We start from the raw sequence: 20,337 nt of genomic DNA, 5'->3' as shown, positions 1-20,337 counted from the left end.
CGGGCTCCACCCGGGGCTCAGGGGATGCCGAAGCAGGAGTCGATGCAGTTGGAGAGCACTTCGGCGCACGTGCGGTCCACGACGCACTCCGCGCAGTTCGCGGTGCGCGCCCGCCGCGTGTCGATTTCGCTCTCCTTCTCCTCTTCCCAGGCCGTGACCTTGTCGGCGCACTTGCTGGTGTCCAGGTCGGCTTCGAAGCACTCCTTGCGACGGTCGCAGAGGGTGTCGGCGTCGTTGGCGCAGCCGACAAGCAGGACAGCGAGGCAGGAGGTCAGGGCAATCAGTCGTGACATGGCGCGCGACTATGCATGGAACAGGCGCCTCCCGGAACGCGCTTCGGGAGGCGCCCGACGTTCGCCAACATTCCCGGTGCCGTGAGCACGGAAAATTGGCGGGACGGCCCACTACTTCGTCTTCGTGCCACCGCCCGTGGCGCCACCCGGCGTGGCGCCGTGGTTCATGGAGCCGTGGTCCATGGAGCCGCCCTGCATGTCGGCGCCGGAGCCGCCCACGCCCATGGCGTTGCCCAGCTTGCCGAGCGCGGTGTAGGCCATCTGGCGGTGCTGCGGCAGCTCCTTGCTGAGCGTGTCGAGCATGGTGGCCATCTCACCCGTGGCGCCCATGCCCTGCTTCGCGGCCATCACCTTGCCGATGGCCATGTCATGCGCGGACACCTGGCCGGCCATGTAACAGGAGTCGAACGGCGGGCCCTTGAGAACTTCGAGCTTCGCCGTGTCGGCCTTGGTCGCCGCCATGGCCTTGCGCTCCATCTCGTCCATGGGCTTGGGCTCCGCCAGCTTCAGCTTCTTGCCCGTGGCGTAGGTCATGAGCTTCTGGTCGGCGTCCGTGTGCATCTTGATCATGTTGTCCGCGTAGCTCTTCACGTCCGGATTCTGCGAGTTCTTCTGGGCCAGCTGCGCCTGGAGGATCTCCGTCTGGTTGATGTGGTGGAGGCGCTCCAGGAGGGCCTTCTCGTCCGCAGGCGCCATGAAGCCCTTGTATTCGACCATGCCGCCCTTGGCGGCCATGGGCTTCGTCGCGGGCATGGTGCTGGGGGACGTGGCGCTCTGGGCCAGTGAGACGCCGCCGGTGAAGAGGACCGCGGCCAGGGTGACGCCGTGCAGGGTGCGCTTCATGGTGCTGCTCCTTGTGTGGGCCTCGGAAGCGAGGCGTGAAGGGTCGGTGGACCTGGGTCAGCCGGGTCGCGCGGCGCACGTTGGGGCAGGGCGCGACCAGGGACCCAGTGGGTGGGAAGACGGACGTGAGGCAACGCACGTTGCGCGCAGGGGCGGGTGCGGCAGTGGACATCGCCACTGTCCCCAGGCTCGGGTGGAGGCGTTCAGTGCTGCACGGAACGCGCTCGACACGCGGGCGGGCCCTGCTCAAAAACGCTGGACTGGAACGCCATCCCGTCCTCCTCGTGCCTGGAAAGCTAGGCATCCCGAAGTGACGGGAAGTGGGAAGGGCACAAACCCTGGCCGGCAGGCTGCCGGGGAGGGGGCCTACTTCCCGACGGGCTTCGGCGCGGGCGCGGGCGCGGGCGTCGCGGCCGGCTTCGGCGTGTCAGGGGAGGACGCGGGGACGTTCGTCTCCGACAGCTCTCCCTCGGCACGCAGGAACGCCTGGGCGGCGCGGTCCACGTCCTCGGGCTTGAGGCCGGTGAGGCTGGCGGCGGCCCCGCGCGTGCGCATGGCGAGCGTCGTCTCTCCCAGCGCCCCGTGGATGCGGGTGAGGGCCAGGTGGATCTCCGGGTCGAACGGGTCGGAGGCCAGCGCCTCCAGGTACGCCGTCTTCGCCTTCGGGTAGTCCTTGCGGAACAGCAGGATGCGGCCCAGGTGCACGTTGGTGGAGGGCGAGCCCGGGTGCATGCGCAGCGAGCCGCGCAGCACGGACTCCGCTTCGTCCAGCCGGCGCAGCTCCAGCAGCGCGAGCGCGAACTTGTTGGACACCGACTCGTACTTGTCGCCCACCAGCTTGTGCGCCCGCGCGTACTCCTCCGCGGCGGCCTTCACGCGGTTGCGCTCGCGCAGGAGCTCCCCCAGGTGCGCGAACTTGCGCGCGGGGACCTCGGAGACCTCCGCGAAGTCGCCGAAGGAGATTTCACGGCCCTTCTTCTCGCCGTCCTTCTGTGTGCCCTTGGCGTCCTCCTTGAGCACCACGCGGTCGTCGCGCGGCACCAGCTCCTGGGGGAAGGGCTGCTTCTTCACGTACGACAGCCAGGTCTTCTCGAAGAGGGGGAAGGGCATGCCCGTGGCCGCCTCCACCGCCTTCTTGTCGGACTGGCCCGCCTTCAGCTCCTGGAGCACCGTACGCAGGCCGCCCGTGCCATGGGTGCCGTGGATGTAGTCGATGGCGTAGAACACCTCCGCGAACGCGGTGGCCGCGTCCTCCGCCGTGGGCAGCATGGCGATGGAGGGGTGCATCTTGTCGAAGGGGATGAGCTTGTCCTCCTTCACGCGCTTGCCCAGCAGGGCCTGCGTGGAGGGCGTCATCGCGAGGCCGCCCTTGCCGCGCCAGCGCGACTCCAGGAACTTGGCCAGGCCTTCGTGCAGCCAGATGGGCACGGTGTTGTGGCTCATCTGGCTGACGACCAGGTGCACGTATTCGTGCGCCAGCGTGTCCTGCCAGTCGTAGCCCCGCGCCACGGCCTTGGGGCTCGTCACCATCAGCTTGTTGAACTTGCAGATGGCGATGGTGCCCGTGGTGCGGATCTGCTTCTCGGTGAGGGTGCTCACCTTGGACAGCTCGCGCGCGTTGTTCACCACCTCCACGCGCACCTTGCCCGGCGGCGTCCAGCCCAGGTCCTCCTTGAGGGCGCGGTGGATGGCCTCCAGCGTCTCCAGCGCGTAGGGGACCAGGACCTCGTCCTTGCCCTTCGGGTAGAAGAAGATGAAGTGGTCGCTCTCCGCGCGCAGGTGGTCCTTGGTGATGGCGCGCGTGTCCTTGGCCAGCCGCAGGTAGCTGCCCGGCTTGTCCTCGATGTTCGCGCCCTCCAGCAGCGTCACCGCGTCGCCGTACTGGCCCTCCTCGAAGGCGACGCGGCCCTGGAAGTACTTCAGGGGCTCCAGCTCCGAAGGCACGCGCTTCTCGACCTCGGACAGCTCGCGCCGGGCGCCGCCCACGTCCCAGTCGTCCAGCGACTGCTCCACCTTGCCCAGCCGCTGCTTCACCTCCTCCTTGAGGGAGGCGTCGGGCGGCTGCGCGAAGGCGGTGGGGATGGCCAGGAGCAGGGCGCAGAGGACGCCCAGGCCCGGGACTGCCGCGTGCGTGCGGTGGCTCACTTCACCAGCTCCTCGTAGTAGCGCTTCACCTGCTCGCGGTACTTCTCCGGCGCGCCCTGCTTCATCGCGTCCAGCAGGTCCTTGCGGAACTCGCGCGGCGCCTGGAACGCGTCCTCGTCCGGCAGCTCCACCTTGTCCTGGGGGTTGCGGCCGTTGCCTTCCTGGCGGCGTCCGGAGCCCATGGGCATGGGCAGGCCCCGGCCTCCCTTGCGGCCCTGCTGGCTCTGCTGCATCTGCTGCTGGAAGCGCTTGAGGCCCTCCATCGCCGCCTGCTGTTCGCCGTAGCCGCGGCCCGGGTCCTTGCCCTGCATGCGCTGCGAGGCTTCGCCCATGCGCTGGCCCACCTCGTCCATCTGCTGGCCGGCCTCTTCTCCAAACAGCGGCGCCGTCTGCTCCATGTCCTCCATCTGCTGGCGCAGGCCCTGCGCGCGCTGCTCCAGCTGCTGCTGGCGCTGGCCCAGTTGCTGGAGCTGCTGCTTCTCGGCCTGCGACAGCTGCGAGCCCGGGGGCGGGAAGAGGGACTGGAGCTGCTGGCTCACGTCCGACACGTCGCGCGCGTCCTTCTTCAGCCGCTCCGCGAGCTGCGCGGACTGCTGCCGCACCTCCGGCGGGTTGCCGAACATCTCATCCAACTGGCGCTGCTGCTCGCCCATGCTGGACAGCTGGCGGGCGGCGTCCTCGGCGCGGGCGGCGGCTTCGGCGGCCAGGTCGTAGTCGTCCACCTTGAGGGCGTTCTCCACGTTGCGCAGCTCCGACTGGGCCTCTTCCAGGGGGCGGGCCGCGCGGCTGTTGAGCCGGGCGGGGTCCAGCTTCTGGTAGTTCTCCTGGACCTGCTTCACCTTGCGCGCCAGCTCGTCCTTGAGGGCCTGGCCCTTCTCCTTGAGCCGGTCGCGGTTCTGGTTGCGGGCCTGGTCGCGCAGGGCGCGCGTCTGTTCGGCGACCTTCTGCTGTTCGTCCATGGTGCCCTGCAGGTCGTCCATGAACTTGCCGAACTTCTCCGCGAGCTCCGGGTACTGCTCCGCGCCGAACTCCTCCTGGGACTTGTCCATGGACTCCAGCATCTCGTCCATCTGCATGCCCAGCTCCTGGAGCTTCGCCAGGGCCTCGTCAGCCTTGCCCTCCTGCATCAGGCGCTCCACTTCATCCATGGCGCCCTGCATGTCCTCCTGCTGCATCATCTCCGCCAGCGCCTCGGCGTTGAGGTGCTCGTCGCGGATGCCCTTGCGCAGCTCGGCCATGCGCTGCATCAGCTCCTGGATGCGCGACTTGAGCTGTTGGATCTGCTGCATCACCTGCTCGCGCGCGGACTCGTCCGGGTTGGCCTTGTACTGTTCGATGAGGCGCGACAGGTCACGGCGGTCGTTGGCCAGCTGCTTCGTCAGCTCCTGGAGCGCCTCCAGCTTCTGCCGGTCCAGGAGCGACTCCAGGTAGAGGATGTCGCGCTCCAGCCCCTCGATTTCGTCGTCCACCACGGCGGTGAGCCGGGTGCCGGTGCCCCAGTCCTCGCCGCGCGCGCGCTGGGTGCGCAGGTACAGGCGGCGGAAGTCGGAGGTGGTGCTCACGCTGCGCTTGAGCTCCCCGCCGATGTTCGACAGCGCGGAGACGATCTCCTTCGGCACGTCCTTCTCGCGCGACAGCTCCGCGCCCTGCATGCGGAAGTCCTCCGCCAACGCCGTGCCGCTGGCGTCCACGGTGCGCGCGGCCTCCACCGCCTGCGCGTCCTTCTGCTTCACGCGGTCGGGGCCCTCCAGCCGGTCCGCCAGGTGGTCCACGAGCCGGCCCCACAGCGCTTCGGCCTTCTCCAGGGCGGCGCGGCGGTGCTCGGCGGCGCTGTAGACGCGCAGGGTCTGCGTGCGGCTGACGCCCTTCTTGGGGCCCTCCACCGCGTCGTTGTCCCTCGCCTCCACGTAGTAGGTGATGCGGTCGCCGGGGGCGGGCTTGAGCGGGCCCAGGTCCCAGGTGTACGTGCCCCGGCTGCGGCGGCTGTCCTCGCGCGGCAGGTTCACGCGCGTCTCCTGCTTCGCGCCGGGCATGCGGAACACCAGCGACAGGCCGGACAGGCCGTAGTCGTCCTGGGCCTCGTACTTGAGCGTCACCCTCTGGCCGGGGTCCACCTCCACCTCGGCGGCGGGCGTGAGCAGCGTCACCTGGGGCGCCTTGTCCGCCTCCACGGTGAGCGGGATGTCCGGGCCCACCGCGAGCGGCTTCGCGCGCGAGCCGTAGAAGACGAAGTGGTAGTGGCCGCCCTGCTTCGCGACGAAGCTGCCGGCGAGCTCGCGTCCGCCCGTCACGGTGAGCGGGAGCACCTGGCCGTTGACGACGACCTCCGCGCGCTCGATGGGGCGGTCCGAGCGCGTCTTCAGCGCGACCTCGGTGCCGGACGGCGCGCTCACCTCGCCGTTGGTGCCCGGCACGGTGCGCGGCGCGAGGCCGGTGTACGCGGGGTAGCGGTACGTCAGCTCGATGTCGCCGGTGATGGGCTCCGCCTGCGCGGCGGTCTCCGGACGCGCGGCCTGCGCGCGCAGGTGCTTCCAGCCCGCGGTCCACCGGTCGCCCACGAAGAACATCAGCACCGCGAGCGCCAGCACCGCGCCCCCGGCCGCCAGGGCCACGCGGCGCAGCGGCTGGCCGTCCACCACGAGCCGCGGGTCCACCGTGCGGGCGCGGGCATCCATCTGCTCCAGGAACGCGTCCGCGAGCTGGGGGGACCAGCCGGCCTCCTCCCGGCGCGCGTGTGACAGCTCCACCGCCGCGAGCACGTCCAGCGACAGCTCCGGCCGGCGCTGGCCCACGAGCCGGGCGGTGCGCAGGTCGTCGCCCACCTGCCGGCGCGCGAGCACGACGCCGAAGAAGCACGCCACCGCGGCGCCCCCCGGCACGGCGAGCCACAGCAGGGCCTGGGCGAGCCCTGGCGCCCCCCGGCCGAGCAGGCCCGTGGCGGCGAGGAGCACGAGGGTGGTGACGGCGCCCAGCAGGGCGCCTTGAATCCACAGGTGCCGGCGCTGACGGGCGCGGACGCTGGCGAGCAGGTCCGCCACGCCGCGCGAGCGCGCTTCGCGCCGGGCCGGGGGAGGCGGGGCCGGGGGAGGCGGCGGGGGCGGCAGCTCGGGGCCTGGGCTCTGCGGTGTCTCGAGGTTCACGCTGTCTCGTCCGCTCGTCGGTCGCCAGCCAACCCCGGGCGGGGCCGGCTATTTCCCATTGTGTCGCAGTCCCGCTGACTTCGCGCGGGCATCCACCGGGGGGCGTCAGACGGGACCGGGCTCTGTCCGCCGCAGGAAGGAGGGTCGGAGGACAGGGTCCGGGAGGCAACGCGGGACACGACCCCGGCCCTCCCCGTCCCGTTGGGACGACAGGAGGGCAGGGGAGCTTCAGCCCTCGGCGGTGGGGTTGCCGTTGGGAATCGTGGGGATTCCGCCCTCGGCCATGGGGATGCCCCCCAATTCCTCGGCGAGCGCGGTGAGCACTTCCTGGGTGAAGACGATGCGGTCGCGCGGCATGCGCGCGAGCACGCGCTGCACCGCGGACTCCACGGTGCCTTCGGAGGGCACGTCCAGGGACCGGCCGGCGTCGGTGAGCGCGAAGAGGGCCTTGCGGCCGTCGAGCGGATCCGACTTGCGCTCCAGCAGACCGCGCTTCTCCAGCCGCTTGAGCACCCCGGTGAGGGTGCTGGGGTGGACGTGGAGGATCTGCGCGAGCGTGCCGGCGGTGATGCCCGGGAAGCGTCCGACCAGCCGGATGACGAGCCGCTGTGGGCCCGTGAGGCCCAGCGTGGACTCCATCCGCTTGGAGGTGGACTGGAGGCCGTGATCCACCGCCCACAGCAGGCGCATGAACTCCAGCACCTCGCCGAGTTGTGGCACCCGGGACCTGCCGCCATCCGGACCTGCTGACTCCGGGGCTTGTGCGTCCTTCATGGATGCGTCCTCCTTCACCTACTGCCTCCCTGTCTTTCCAACATGTCCGCGTGTCCTAGCGCGTCGGCCTGCCAGTTCCACCAAAATCCGGAAGCACTGCCCGGCGCAAGACGGGCCGCTCGCCTGGACAGCAGGGCTGGCGGCGGTGGTGTGGGCAGACCGTCCGGGCCGTCCGGGTGTGTCATCCCGGGGTTTTCCGGGTGATTCCAGGGTGGGCAGGGCCATGAAACAGGGGCCGCCACCCCCAGGCATGCCGGTGCCTGGGAGGGGCGGCCCCTACCGAGCCTGAATCAACCGAGGGTTGTGTTTGTCATGGGTTCGTGGCGGGTCCCTCCCTTCCCGGCGACGGGGGGACGGGGACCTTCTCCACCTTGAGCGTCGTGGGGCCGCTGAGCGCCAGGTGCGCGCGCAGCTTGAGGAACTTCTTCTTGCCGAAGCCCTTGACCCGCACCAGCTCCTCGACGCGCCCGAAGGGCCGCTTCTTGCGGTGCTCGAGGATGCGCTGCGCCGCCTTCTCTCCCACGCCCGGCAGCAGGTCCAACTCCGCCGCCGTGGCCTCGTTCAGGTTCACCACCCCCACGTATTGCGTGCGGGAGCTGGCGGCTTCGGACAGCCCCGGCCCCATCAGCACGCAGCCCAACACCCACGCCCAGGCCCACTTCACGAGTGGCCCCCCACGCCCGCCTCCAGCCCCGACTCGCCCGCGAAGCGCCCCGCCGCCGCCGTGTCGCGCTTCTCCGCCGCCTCGCGCACGTGCAGCTTCCCGTCCAGGGGCAGCACGTCCAACAGCACGTTGAGCGAACCGTCCTTGTTCACGAACGCGCTGCCGGCGCGCACCCAGATGCTCCCGCCCTTGCCCTCGCGGATGGAGAACACCGCCAACCGCTTCCCCGCCGTCAGCATCTTCTTCAACCCTTCCCCTTCACGCCCGCGCCACCACGGCCCGGGTCCCTCGCTGGCTTCGACCGCCTGAGGTCGCGTCGGGGCATGAGCAGTCCGCGTGCCAGCGGCTTGCTCCTCGGAGGGCGCACGCCGCGCACCGTGCGGGACCGCACGCGGCGTCCACGCGGAAGGATGGGCGTGGATGCTCCAGCGGTGCTCTTGTCGGGTGAGAGACCTGCCGGGTCGGATGGCGGGGGCAGCGCGCCTTGACGCGCCAGGGGTGACCTCCTAGAACGGCCGGGCCCTTGGGTGCCCATGTCGGGCTTTCAAGAGGGAAGCCGGTGCGAGTCCGGCGCGGTCCCGCCACTGTGTACGGGTCGCCCTGAGGTCCAGGGCCGGAAGCCTCGGCTGTCACCACTTTCGCGTCACCGGACGCGGAGGGAAGGTGGAGGGTTCCTTCCAGAAGGGCGCGGTGTGCGCCCAGGTCTGGAGTCCGTCAGCCAGGAGACCTGCCCAGGGGTGCGGCCGTGTCCCGAACGGACACTCCGCGAGGCCTTCTCTCTTCGATGGAGGGAGCGGAAGGCGGAGCATGTTGCGCTCGCTTCTCGCCCGGGCCTCGTTGGGTCTGGTGCTCAGCTTCCAGGGACTCGCTCACGCCGGGCAGGAACCTCCTGCGCCCGAGCCCGTGCGCCCGGTCGCTGACCCCGCTCCGACTTCCACCGACGCCGAGCCGGACCTGCCTGAGTTCGTCCTCCCCACCGTGGACGTCATCGGCAAGGCGATCCCCGAAGCGCCCCCGGACTCCGTGCAGCGGCGGGACCCCACCGGCGCCATCACCGTCATCGATGCGCGCGAGCGCGCGGGGCAAGCGCGTGACACCGCGGAGCTGCTGGGCGGATCCGCGAGCCTCGTCGTGCAGGACTCCGGCGGGTATGGGCAGAGCAAGAGCCTCGTGGTGCGCGGCGCGTCCGCCAATGGGGTGCTCGTGTTCCTGGATGGGATTCCGCTCAACGGCGCGGGCGGCATCGCGGACCTGTCGCTCGTCCCCGTCGCGCTGGTGGAGCGGCTGGAGATCCTTCGCGGCGCGGCGGGGGCCCGCTACGGCGCGGGCGGCCTGGGCGGCGCGGTCAACATCGTCACCCGCGCTCCGTCCTCGCGCCTGGTGTCCAGCGGCGAGGTCACCTACGGCAGCTTCGACACCGTGACGGGCCACGTCGCCGCGTCGGGCGCGCTGCTCGACGGACGGGCGCTGGTGCTGGTGCACGGCGGGCGCTCGCAGGGGGACTTCCGCTTCCGCGTCGATGAGCTGCCCGCGCTGGATGACAACCCGCTCATGGAGGAGGTGCGCACCCGCAACGACGCGCGCGGCGGTGGCGCGCTCGTGAAGTATCAGCGCGGCCTGGACGGCGGCGGGCGCGTGGACCTGCTCGCACAGCTGTCCCTGGAGGACCGGGCGCTCGCGGGCACGGTGCAGAACCCGCAGCTCTCCCGCCGTCAGGACCAGACCCGGTTGTCGCTGGGCGGTCGCTGGGGCCGGCCCTTCGGGGACACGGGCGAGGCCAGCGCTCGCGGCTTCTTCCGGTGCGACTGGGTGGACGTCCTCGGCGGGACGACGGGCGTGGATGCGGGCGCGCAGCGCTACACCGTGGGCGGCGTGGAGGTGGAGGGGCGCGCGGTGGTGGGCGGTCGCCACGCGCTCGCTGTCACGCTGGCCACCTCCTCCGAGGCCGTCACGCAGGCGACGGGCGCGCAGTCCGCGTCGTGGTGGCGCGCGAGCGTCATGGTCATGGACGAGCTGTCCCTGCTCTCCGAGCGCGTGACGCTGGTGCCGTCGCTGCGTGTGGAGCGCGTGGGGGACTACTCGCTGCTGTCGCCCAAGCTGGGCGCGAGCGTGGACCTGGGCCGTGGCTTCGGCGTGCGCGCCAACGCGGGCCAGTCCCACCGCGCGCCTTCGTTCCTGGAGCTGTACATCCGGCAGGGGCTGCTGCTTCCCAACCCGGACCTCAAGCCCGAGCGCGCCCTGTCCGTGGATGCCGCGGGCCTGTGGCGCGACGCCGCGTGGAGCGTCACCGCGGGCGGCTTCGCGGCGGTGTACGAGAACCTCATCGCCTACGAGATGTATCCTCCGATGCTCGCGAAGCCCTACAACTTCGCCGCCGCGCGCGTGTGGGGCGCGGAGGTGGAGGTGGAGGCCCGTCCGCGCGCGTGGCTCACCGCCACCACAAGCTACGCGTGGACCCGCACGCAGAACCGCTACGGCGACCCCCGCTACTTCGGCAAGGAGCTGCCCTACCGACCGCGCCACAAGTGGGTGGGGCGCGTGCGCGCGGGGCCGGACTGGCTCAACGCCCGCACCGAGGTCCTGGTCCAATCCGCGCAGCTCATCAACCGCGTGGGCGAAGCGCGCCTGTCCCTGCCGTCGCGCACCTGGGTGAGCGTGGGCGCGTCCAGCACCTTCCTGCGCCGGCCGGACCTCACCGTGTCGTTCGACCTCAAGAACCTGCTGGACGCGCGAACCGCCGACTTCACCGGCATGCCGCTGCCCGGCCGCGCCGCCTACGTGACCTTCTCCGTGGCGCTCGAACCCCTGCGCTCCGCTTCCTCCGAGGACTCCCATGTCGCGTCCCCTCCCTGATGCGCGGTCGCGGTGGCTCACGCTGCTGGTGTCCGCCCTGGTCGCTTCGGTCCTCACCGGCTGTCCGGAGGAGAAGGTCCTGTGCACGTCCGGACTCGACGTCTGCGGCTCCGAGTGCGCGGACCTGCAAGGCGACCCCTTCAACTGCGGCGGCTGTGGCGTCCGGTGCGGGGAAGGGGAGACGTGTCAGGCGGGCGCGTGTGAATGCCGCACCGGCGCACCGGCCTGCGGCGAGGCGTGCCTCGACCTGTCGTCCGATGCGCGCAACTGCGGCGCCTGCGGCAACGCGTGCCCCGCGGATCAGGTGTGCAGCGCGGGCGCCTGCGCGGAGGCCTGTCCCCCGGGTTCCGAGCGGTGCAATGGCGGCTGCGCCGTGCTCGCGAGCGACCCGCTGAACTGCGGCGCCTGCGGCACGGTGTGTCCGGACGTGCAGTCCTGCCACGCGGGCCGGTGCATGTATGACGTGGTGGCGGCCTGCTACACCAACGGGCAGCTCGTCGGCATCCAGGCGGGCACGGACCGGATGGGGCCCCGGCGGCAGTTCGGCTCGGGCGTGCAGTCGCTGGCGGCGTGGGACGGCGTGGTGCTGGCGGCGGACGCGGCGCGCTCGGTGCTGTCGCAGGCGCTGGCGGGCGCGCTGGGGGCCGTGGTGGAGGAGGACTCGCTGGGCGCGGTGGCTTCGTCGCCCAATGACATCCTCGTGGACCCTCCGTATGTGTATGTCCTCGACTCCGTGAACAACACGCTCCAGGTGCTCAAGCGGGATGGGCCCGCGCAGGGCGGTGGACTGGGATTGCGCACGGTGGGGCAGGTGAACCTGGGCGCGAACACCAGCCCGCAGGTCATCGCGAAGCGCGGTGACACGTTCTACATCCCGCTGTTCGGCACCGCCGGCTCCGACTTCCGGCAGGGCAACGCCGTGGCGCGCGTCAACGTGAGCGACCCGGAGCGTCCCCGGCTCGTGGACTCCATTCCGCTCACCGGCCTGGACCTCAAGTCCTTCGACGGCGGCACGACGATGGCGCTGCCGTACGCGGCGGTGTCCACGGACGCGGGCGTCTATGTCGCGCTCACCAACCTGAACCCCGCGAACGACTACCTGCCCAACGGCCCCGGGATGCTCGCGCGCATCGACCCGGCGGATGGGGGCGTGCGCGCCATCGACCTGGGGGCCCAGGACTGTCTCAACGCGGGCGACGTGCAGGCGGTGGGCGAGCACCTGGTGGTGAGCTGCCTGGGCGAGGCGCGGTTCGACACCGCGGGCGGCTATCAAGCGAAGGACGTGCGCGCCACGGGGCTGGTGCTGGTGAAGGACGACCGGCCAGTGGCGTCCTACGCGCTGTCTCCGGGCTGCGCGGGCGGGCCGGAGCAGGGCTGCGACCTCGCGGTGGGCGGACGGCTCGCGGTGGTGGGCAACGCCGTGTACGTGACGGACGTGAACGCGGGCCGCGTGTTCGTGGTGGAGGTGCGCGACGGGAAGTTCGTGGAGCGGCGCGGCAACTCCACACCGGAGGCGAAGGGCGCGGCGCTGGATGCGTGTCCGGTGGACCCACGGCGCGTGGTGTCCAATGCCATCGACATCGTCGCGGTGCCGTGAGGCGTTGCCCGCGCTTGTATTGACAAGCCTTGCCTTCCGCCATACGTCACCGCGCGTCGTCGGTACTCCTCATCACGCAGATGAGGGGTTTAAAGGGAACCCGGTGTGAATCCGGGACTGCCCCGCAGCGGTAAGCAGGAACGAACGCCGTCCCCGCAAGCACTGGCCCCCTGAGGGGGTTGGGAAGCGACGGTCAGTAGAGGGGTGGATCCGATGAGGACCCTCCCGCGCCTGCGAGTCCGAAGACCTGCCACGACCCATGCCTCCGGGCATGGCCACACCGGAGCCTCCGAGGGGAGGTGACGGGGGTCTTCCGCTCGCGCGGCGTGTCGTGTCTGACGTGTCCTCCGTTCGCGGTCCGCCCTCCGTCCGCCCTCCCTTGGAATCACCTCGCCCGTGGGGGCGATGCAAGGGAGCAGTCGCGGATGAAGACAGAGCGGATGATTTCGGGGCGGAAGCTCGCGCTGGTGCTGACGACCTTCGCGATGGCGTTGACTGGCACGGGGTGCGGCGATGAGTGCGCCGATGACTTCGACTGTCGGGACCAGGGCGCCCCTCCCGAGGGCCAGCGCTACGCGTGTGTCGAGCAGCGCTGTGAGCTGACGCCCATCCCGGTCCCTGACGCGGGCACGGGGGGCGACGCGGGCACGCAGACGGACGCGGGCACGACGGTGGATGCGGGAACCGACGCGGGCACCAGCACCGACGCCGGCACGCAGACGGATGCGGGCACCGACGCCGGCACGCAGACGGACGCGGGCACCGACGCTGGCACGCAGACGGACGCGGGCACGACGGTGGACGCGGGAACCGATGCAGGCACGGAGACGGATGCCGGCACGGAGCCCGACGCGGGGACGGATGCCGGCACGGAGCCCGACGCGGGCCCTGTCGACCCCTGCCTGAGCGCCACGTATGACCCGAAGCTGGGCACGCTCCATCTCGCGGCGGAGTTCGTGGCCGGTGAGTCGGCCGCGCTGCCGGCCGCGGCGGGTCCGGTGGGTGTCACGCCGGGGCCTGCGTATTCGCTCTTCACGGTGGTGTCGGGTGGCTCCTCCGGCCCGCACGCGCTGTACTCGCTGGGCACGTGGCCCCAGGTGTCGCTGGGCACGGCCCCGCTCTACGACGTGGCCGCTCCCGGCGACCGCGCCCCCTCCGCCATGCTCTTCCTCAACGGCTTCGTGGAGTCGGATGGTCAGCGCGTGCTCACCGGCTACACGAAGTCCGGCACGGGCTATCCGGGCTCGCTGGCGGTCTACGACAGCGTCACGCCGGCTTCCTCCACCTACGTCCCCGCGCCGAGCAACTTCACGGCGGGCGTCGTGCCGGGTGCGTTCCTCATCAACGGCGGCGGGCTCGACACGGTGTCGGCGGGGCTGGCCATCTACGCGCTGCGGACGGACACCACCCCGTTCACGTCGCTGAAGGTCGGCACGCTCCCCTCGATTACGGGCGGCAGCGGCTTCACCGCCGTGGCCACCAACGGCGTCGCGATGCTCGGCTACTTCTCCGACGACACCTTCACCAACGTGGGCCACGCGGTGGCTCCGGCGAAGATCGACGCGGCCCTCCGGACGGGCTCGCCGTTCATCGTGGCGGATGAGCCCGCGCTCGACGTGGGCTCCAACTTCGTCGCCGCCGCGGGCCAGGGCACGGGCGTGGCGGTGCTTCGCGGCGACTACGTTCCGCCCAACTACAACTTCGCTGGCACCGACGTGTCGCGCTTCGCCTTCACGGTGACGAACGAGGGGGGCGCTGTCACCGTCGGCTCGCGCCAGCCGGTCCTCACCTACGTGAACCAGTGCACGCGCGTGACGGGGATGACCGCCATCGGTGCGGACCTGCTCGTCAGCCTGGACGACAAGAACGGGCCGCGTCTGGTCCGCATCCAGCAGGTGCAGTGATGATGCGCTCCCTGCTTTCGAAGTCGTGCACCCTGGGCTTCGCCGTGCTCCTGTCCGTGGCGTGCGGTGGAGATGAAGCGATGGAGCCCACCCTGGAGCAGACGTTGGTGGGGGATCCCTTCGCCGACCACATCGTCTCCTTCGCACCTGGCGCCGCCGCCGGGTTCGGGCAGGGCCAGCTGCCGAACATCGTGCTGGGCGCTCCACAGGGCTCGGGCGCGGGTTCGGGTTCGCTGGACGTGCTGTCGCTGGGACAGAACGGCGTCATCGTCCTGGAGTTCACCGACATCGCGGTGACGGACGGGCCGGGCGTGGACCTGCTCGTCTTCGAAAACCCGTTCCTGCGGCCCAGTGGCCGGCCGTTCGCGGAGACGGGCGTGGTGGCCGTCAGCGACGACGGCGTCACCTGGTTCGAGTTCCCGTGCGCGTCCGGAAACGCCGCAGGCAACTTCCCCGGCTGCGCGGGCGTCACGCCCGTGTACTCCAGCCCCGGCAACGGCATCTCCCCCACCGACCCGGCCGTGGCGGGCGGGGACGGCTTCGACCTGGCCGCCGTGGGCCTCACCCGCGCGCGCTTCGTGCGCATCCGCGACTCCGGCGCCAACGGGTACGCGGGCACCAGCGGCGGCTTCGACCTGGATGCCGTCGCGGTGGTGAACGGCGTGCAACTGCCGTAGCGCGTGGCTCGCGCGGGCCCCGGGCCGTCCTCCAGCGGACGGTCCGGGGAGCCTCGTGGCCCCGTGGGAGCTCCCGCGCCCCGGTGAGGCTTCCGGCCAGGAGGGCTCGGGACTACATGCCTGGGATCCTCCCCCGGAGTCCGCATCCATGAACCGTCGTCTCGCTTCGCTCCTCGTGTTGGTGGGCGTCCTCCCCGGTGTGTCCGCCGTCTCCCTCTTCCCCACCGTCGCCCGAGCCCAGACGACGCGCGCGCGCACGTCCACGAAGGCCGCGCCCGTCGCCGCGCCCACGCCGCCCGCCGCGCCCACGCCGCCTCCGGCGTACGAGTACACCTTCGTGACCCGCCAGGGCCCGGAGGAGGACCTCGTTGAGCTCCAGCGCCTGGGGGAGGAGGGCTGGCAGGTGGTGTCCACCGTCGTCGTGGACGGCAGCACGCGGCGCTACGTCCTGATGCGCTGCAAGCAGCCCGAACCCACGCCGCATTGACATTGCACCGGGGTCGCCGTAGTCCCGCCCCGTCATCGATGCCTTCCCACCATGGGGTGTGCAGGCTTCCAGGGAACCCGGTGTGAGTCCGGGACTGCCCCGCAGCGGTGAGCAGGAATGGCGCCCGCATCCGAAGCCCCGTTCCCGCGAGTCCGAAGACCTGGCGATGAGCCGGTGTCCCTCTTCACGGAGGGCCCGGAAGACAGACCGGAACCTCCGAGGGGAGCTGACGGCGTAGGCAGGTCCTCCTGGTGCGTTGCACGCGGGAGCTCCGGTTGCCTTTCGCCCGTGCCGCCTCCCGTCAGGAATTCTTCCGCCTCCGGGCGGAGGGGAACGAGGACGCGATGCGGAGCGACATGAAGCGGATGGGAACGAAGGGCCAGCGCGCGGCGCTGATGGGCGGCCTGCTGGCGGTGGTGCTGGGCGGGACGGGCTGCGGTTCGGAGTGCGTGGACGCCTTCGACTGCCGCGAAAAGGGCACGCCCCCCCAGGGACAGAGCTGGGCCTGCGTGGAGGAGAAGTGCACCCAGGTCGACTCCAACACCGGCGGTGACGACGCGGGCACCGACGCGGGCACGCAGACGGACGCGGGCACCGACGCGGGCACGCAGACGGACGCGGGCACCGGCACCGACGGCGGCACGGATGGCGGCACCGGCGGGCTGTGCGACACCGTGCCCCGGGACGAGAAGCTGGGCACGCTCCAGCTCCAGCCGGGCTTCAGCGTCGCGGAAGCGGCGCCCCTGTCCACGGAGGTGGTCGCGGTGGTGTCCACGCCCGGCCCCGCCTATTCGCTCTTCGCGCTGCGCACGACGGCCACGGGCCGTGACTTCTTCGCGCTGGGCACCTGGCCGGACGTGAAGCTGGGCGAGGCGGCGCTCGACACCGTGCTGGCTCCCGAGGACCGCGCCGCCGGTACGAGCACCTTCCCGTCCTACACCCTGGCCTACGACGGCACGCGGCTGCTCGCCGGCTACACGAAGTCGGATGGCTCGGGGAAGGTCGCGGTGCTCGACCCGGTCGCGCGCGACGCGACGACCTACGTCAGCGCGCCGTCCAACTTCACGGCCGCGGGCACCACCGACACGTTCTTCATCAACGGCGGCGGCCTGGACACCGTGTCGGACGGCCTGGGCGTCTACGCGCTGGTGACCTCCACCAAGCCCTTCAGCGCGGTGAAGGCGGTGAGCTTCCCGGCGCAGGTGGGCGGCAGCGGCTTCTCCGCCATCGCGGACAACGGCATCGCGGTGTTCGGCTACTCGGTGCCGCAGACGTACGTGAACGTGGCCCACGCCGTGGCGGCCGCCAAGCTGGCGACGGCGGTGTCCTCGCGCACGCCGGTAGTGCTCACGGACGAGCCCGAAGTCGACGTGGATAGCAACTTCAACAACGTCACGGGCTTTGGCGCTGGCGTGGCGGTGGTGCGTGGCGCCTTCGACGCGAGCTTCACCTTCGTCGTCAGCGACGTGTCGCGCTTCCCGCTCACGCCCGGCCTGGGCGGCGGACAGCCCCCGAGCGTGGGCGCCCGGGAGCCCGTCCTGACGGCCTCCGACGCGTGCACGTCCGTGGACCTGCTGGCGTCGCTGGGCTCCGACCTGCTCGTGGGCGTGACGGACGTCAACGGCCGCCGCCTCGTGCGCATCCGGCAGGGGCCGTGAGCATGCGCTCGCTGCTCGCGCTCAGCGCGCTGCTCGCCCTGTGCGCTTGCGCGGGCGACGGTGAGAACCTGCCCTTGCCCCAGGAGGACGCGGGTGCCTCCGTCGATGCCGGCACCGGCTCCGACGCGGGGCCGGACGATGCCGGCACGCAGGTCGATGCCGGCACGGACGATGCCGGCGTCGACGCGGGTGTGCGTCCGGTGGATCCGTTCGCGGACCGGGTGACGGCGTACGAGTTCGGCGACCAGGCCGGCTTCGGGCAGGACCGCTTCCCGGACGTCGTGCTCGGGCCTCCGGTGGGCGCGGGGCAGAACACGGGTTCGCTCGACGTGCTGTCGCTGGGACGGGGTGGCTTCATCACCCTGGAGTTCACCGACCTGCTCGCGGTGGACGGGCCGGGCGTGGACCTGCTCGTCTTCGAGAACGCGTTCCAGAAGTACGGCGGCGACATCTTCGCGGAGACGGCCCGCGTGTCCGTCAGCGACGACGGCGCCACCTGGTACGACTTCGCCTGCGACCCGTCCGACAAGGATGGGGGCTTTCCGGGCTGCGCCGGCACGCACCCGGTGCACTCCGCCCCGGACAACGGCATCTCCCCCACCGACCCGACGGTGGCGGGCGGGGACGGCTTCGACCTGGCGGACGTGGGCCTCTCCCGCGCGCGCTTCGTGCGGCTCACCGACACGGGGCTCAACAGCTACGGCGGTACTTCCGGGGGCTTCGACCTGGACGCCGTCGCCGTGGTGAACGGCCAGCTCCCCGACGGGGGCCTGCCGTGAGCGCGGGTCCACCCCGCGCACCTCCGGAGGCCCCGGAGGCGGGTGGGGTGGACCACCGTGTGGCACTGGCGATGAAGACTCCGGAGGCGGGTGGGGTGGACCACCACTTGGCTCCGGAGCTGACGGAAGTGGCTGGGGTGGACCGCCGCGCCGCGCTCCGGACGCTGCTGCGTGGCACCTGTGCCCTGGCCGCGCTGGGGTGCGGGACGGACTGGCGCGACGCGGTGGTGCTGCCCGGCCCCGACCCGGAAACGGCTCCCGACGCGGGGGCGTCCCCGGCGGTCTGCGGCGACGCGGGGCCTCCCGGCACGCCCGGCGAGGGCTGGGTGGAAGTCCCCCTCTCCGAGCACCCGGCCCTGCGGGAGCCGGGCGGTCATGGCCACGTCCGGGTCCCTTCCGCGCTCCTGGACGTGGTGGTGGTGCACTCGGCGGACGGCTGCTACCGGGCCGTGTGGCGCACCTGCACGCATGGCGACTGCGCGGTGGACTGGGACGGCGCCCTGGGCGTGGTGGAGTGCCCCTGCCATGGCTCCCGCTTCGGCCTGGACGGTCAGGTCGTGCGGGGCCCGGCCTCCCGACCGCTCGCCGCGTTCCGCACCCTGCGCGTGGGTGATTCGCTCTTCCTCCTCCGGCCCCGGTGAGGCACCTCCCAGGTGAAGCCGGACCCCGGGTCCGGCCGACTCGGGGGCTTTGGGGGCATGACGCGACGCGAGAGGCCCCCGGAACGGCGGCCGGCCGCCCGGCCTGTCACAGGAATGCGTCTCGGACTCTCGGAAGATTGGGAGGTCGTGTAATGTCATGCCCCCGATGTGGCAGATCATCATCAACGGGCCCGGCTACTTCGACACGTCGTACGATCTGCCCGAGGGCGTCACCAGCCTCGGCCGAGCGGACGAGAACGATATCGTGCTGGGCGGTGACCTGGTGTCGCGCCGACACGCGCGCCTCTATGTCGAAGGCGACGCGCTGCGGATCGAGGACCTGGGCAGCCGCAACGGCAGCCGGGTGAACGGCGCGCCCCTCCAGGGCAGCAAGCACCTGAGCGCGGGCGACACGTTGGCGCTGGGGGAGAACACCCTGGCGGTGCGCCAGCCGCACAGGGTGGAGAACGCCGCCACGGAGATGATGGACCTGGGCGCGGGCGGCGTCGTGCGCTTCGGGCACGGCACGGACGTGGGCCCGTCGGTGCTGCTGGCCAAGAACGTGAAGGATGCGGACGTGCTGCGCCTGCTGGACAACGTGGGCCCGCTGCCGTTCGACGACGCGTTCTCCGGCGCCTCGCCCGTGGCCCCCTCCACGCCCGTGGCCAGCCCGCGCGTCTCCTACGAGACGCTGGTGCTGCTGGTGCAGGCCGCGGAGGCGCTGGCCACCGCGCGCACGCTGACGGCGTTCCTGGAGTCCGCGATGGACCGGCTCCTGGAGCGCACCGACGCGACGACCGCGGTGGTGCTGCTCAAGCACGCCGCGGGGCCGCTGGTGCCCGCCGCCGTGCGCCACCGGGGACGGCTCGCCAAGGGCGAGGTGCCCGTGTCGGACGCCATCGTGGAGGAGGCCCTCCGCCAGGGCCGCGCGCTCGCGGTGGGCGACGTTCGCGATGACCGCCGCTTCGCCGGACGCGAGAGCGTCATCATGTACGGCGTGGACCGCGTGCTGTGCATCCCCATTGGCACCGAGCCCCCCTTCGCGGGCGTGCTCTACGTCAACGTGCCCGGCGAGGGGGACACCAGCCTGGAGCTGATGCTGGACACCTGCACCGCGGTGTCCCACCTGGTGGCCAGCGGCGTGCAGCGCTTCGCCGTGCGCGACGGCTCCGGCACGGACCGGCTGCGGCGCAACCTGGAGCGCTTCCACTCGCCGGAGGTGGCCGAGCGCCGCGCCGCCGAGGCCCAGCGCGTGGGCGGCAAGCTGCCGGGGCTGGAGGAGCGCAACGTCACCGTGCTGCACGCGGAGCTGGCGGACTTCGGCGCCGTGGCCGGCCGGCTGGGCGCGGCGCGGGCCACGCAATTGCTCAACGACTTCCACGCGCGCATGAGCGGCATCGTCTTCAGCTTCGAGGCGACCGTGGAGGGCTTCATGGGCGAGTCCATGCGCGCCCTCTTCGGCGTGCCCTATGCCAAGGGCGACGACGCGGTGAGGGCGGTGCGCGCCGCCCTGGCCCTGCGCGCGGACTGGGAGCGGGGCATGGCACGGCGTCCCCAGGACGAGCGCTGTGACCTGCGCATCGCGCTGCACTCCACCAAGGCGCTGGTGGGGATGATCGGCACGGACGCCCGCACGGAGTACACCGCCGTGGGAGAGGGCATGGGCGTGGCTGGCTGGCTGGCGTCCACGGCCGGCCCTGGTCAGGTGCTCATGACGGGCAAGCTGCTGGCGGCGACGGGCGCCCGCTTCGACGTGATGCCGCTCGGGGAGCGGGTGGTGCGGCCCCCCCGGGACAAGGTGGCGGTTTTCGAGGTGATTGAAGAGGACATGGGCATGCTGACCAACCCTGGTATCCGGTGAGGCCGCCCAGGCGTCCGGTTG

At 71.7% G+C, this 20,337-nt stretch carries 16 protein-coding genes and 3 riboswitches; of the genes, 9 read left to right on the top strand and 7 right to left on the bottom strand.

The genetic code is table 11. From position 1 onward, the window contains the following. Positions 1–17: 17 nt before the first annotated feature. The 7 genes from OV207_RS10345 to OV207_RS10315 form a co-directional block, all read right to left on the bottom strand. Positions 18–293 carry a hypothetical protein gene (locus OV207_RS10345; RefSeq protein ID WP_193427948.1) on the bottom strand — a complete coding sequence of 92 codons (276 nt, stop codon included), beginning with the start codon at positions 291–293 and terminating at the stop codon, positions 18–20. Between the two features lie 111 nt (positions 294–404). Beyond that, a complete protein-coding gene (locus OV207_RS10340) occupies positions 405–1,136 on the bottom strand; it encodes a DUF4142 domain-containing protein (protein ID WP_267554640.1) in 732 nt (243 codons plus the stop codon). A gap of 366 nt (positions 1,137–1,502) precedes the next feature. Then, positions 1,503–3,281, bottom strand: coding sequence for a peptidase MA family metallohydrolase (locus tag OV207_RS10335; protein ID WP_420715197.1), 1,779 nt, complete (start codon positions 3,279–3,281; stop codon positions 1,503–1,505). Beyond that, positions 3,278–6,421, bottom strand: coding sequence for a DUF4175 family protein (locus tag OV207_RS10330; protein WP_267554638.1), 3,144 nt, complete (start codon positions 6,419–6,421; stop codon positions 3,278–3,280). The genes OV207_RS10335 and OV207_RS10330 overlap by 4 nt, the downstream gene beginning before the upstream one ends. A gap of 228 nt (positions 6,422–6,649) precedes the next feature. Further along, on the bottom strand, positions 6,650–7,195 hold the full coding sequence (locus tag OV207_RS10325; protein WP_267554637.1) for a MarR family winged helix-turn-helix transcriptional regulator: 546 nt from the start codon (positions 7,193–7,195) through the stop codon (positions 6,650–6,652). Between the two features lie 310 nt (positions 7,196–7,505). After that, positions 7,506–7,820 carry a helix-hairpin-helix domain-containing protein gene (locus OV207_RS10320; RefSeq protein WP_227027570.1) on the bottom strand — a complete coding sequence of 105 codons (315 nt, stop codon included), beginning with the start codon at positions 7,818–7,820 and terminating at the stop codon, positions 7,506–7,508. Between the two features lie 35 nt (positions 7,821–7,855). Continuing rightward, complete coding sequence (locus tag OV207_RS10315; RefSeq protein ID WP_193428140.1) at positions 7,856–8,098, bottom strand: hypothetical protein; 243 nt, start codon at positions 8,096–8,098, stop codon at positions 7,856–7,858. Between the two features lie 269 nt (positions 8,099–8,367). After that, positions 8,368–8,609: riboswitch (cobalamin riboswitch) on the top strand. A gap of 57 nt (positions 8,610–8,666) precedes the next feature. On the opposite strand from OV207_RS10315, the gene OV207_RS10310 reads away from it, so the two are divergent. From OV207_RS10310 to OV207_RS10270, 9 genes are all read left to right on the top strand, one after another. Next, entirely contained in the window at positions 8,667–10,712 is a 2,046-nt protein-coding gene (locus OV207_RS10310; protein WP_267554634.1) for a TonB-dependent receptor plug domain-containing protein, read from the top strand. Next, positions 10,693–12,309: an MXAN_6577-like cysteine-rich protein gene (locus OV207_RS10305; RefSeq protein WP_267554633.1), complete on the top strand. Its 1,617-nt coding sequence runs from the start codon at positions 10,693–10,695 to the stop codon at positions 12,307–12,309. The genes OV207_RS10310 and OV207_RS10305 overlap by 20 nt, the downstream gene beginning before the upstream one ends. A 43-nt stretch (positions 12,310–12,352) precedes the next feature. Next, a riboswitch (cobalamin riboswitch) is annotated at positions 12,353–12,579 on the top strand. A 155-nt stretch (positions 12,580–12,734) separates the two neighbouring features. After that, complete coding sequence (locus OV207_RS10300; RefSeq protein WP_267554632.1) at positions 12,735–14,213, top strand: hypothetical protein; 1,479 nt, start codon at positions 12,735–12,737, stop codon at positions 14,211–14,213. Further along, positions 14,213–14,890: a cell surface protein gene (locus OV207_RS10295; protein WP_267554630.1), complete on the top strand. Its 678-nt coding sequence runs from the start codon at positions 14,213–14,215 to the stop codon at positions 14,888–14,890. Before OV207_RS10300 ends, OV207_RS10295 begins: the two co-directional genes overlap by 1 nt. Before the next feature lie 148 nt (positions 14,891–15,038). Next, positions 15,039–15,377 carry a hypothetical protein gene (locus OV207_RS10290; RefSeq protein WP_267554629.1) on the top strand — a complete coding sequence of 113 codons (339 nt, stop codon included), beginning with the start codon at positions 15,039–15,041 and terminating at the stop codon, positions 15,375–15,377. A gap of 19 nt (positions 15,378–15,396) precedes the next feature. Beyond that, positions 15,397–15,560: riboswitch (cobalamin riboswitch) on the top strand. Positions 15,561–15,733: 173 nt separating this feature from the next. Beyond that, the gene (locus OV207_RS10285) at positions 15,734–17,035 is read left to right on the top strand and encodes a hypothetical protein (protein ID WP_267554627.1); all 1,302 of its coding nucleotides are present in this window, start codon (positions 15,734–15,736) and stop codon (positions 17,033–17,035) included. A gap of 2 nt (positions 17,036–17,037) precedes the next feature. After that, positions 17,038–17,814 carry a cell surface protein gene (locus OV207_RS10280; protein ID WP_267554625.1) on the top strand — a complete coding sequence of 259 codons (777 nt, stop codon included), beginning with the start codon at positions 17,038–17,040 and terminating at the stop codon, positions 17,812–17,814. A 71-nt stretch (positions 17,815–17,885) separates the two neighbouring features. After that, positions 17,886–18,455: a ubiquinol-cytochrome c reductase iron-sulfur subunit gene (locus OV207_RS10275; RefSeq protein ID WP_267554623.1), complete on the top strand. Its 570-nt coding sequence runs from the start codon at positions 17,886–17,888 to the stop codon at positions 18,453–18,455. A 166-nt stretch (positions 18,456–18,621) separates the two neighbouring features. Next, the gene (locus tag OV207_RS10270) at positions 18,622–20,316 is read left to right on the top strand and encodes an FHA domain-containing protein (protein ID WP_267554857.1); all 1,695 of its coding nucleotides are present in this window, start codon (positions 18,622–18,624) and stop codon (positions 20,314–20,316) included. The last annotated feature ends 21 nt before the right edge of the window (positions 20,317–20,337 follow it).

The sequence above is a fragment of the Corallococcus sp. BB11-1 genome (genome assembly GCF_026626625.1).
In the GTDB taxonomy this organism is placed as follows: domain Bacteria; phylum Myxococcota; class Myxococcia; order Myxococcales; family Myxococcaceae; genus Corallococcus; species Corallococcus soli.
The sequence above is the reverse complement of the archived record's forward strand: the minus strand, read 5'-3'. Positions and strand labels throughout refer to the sequence as shown.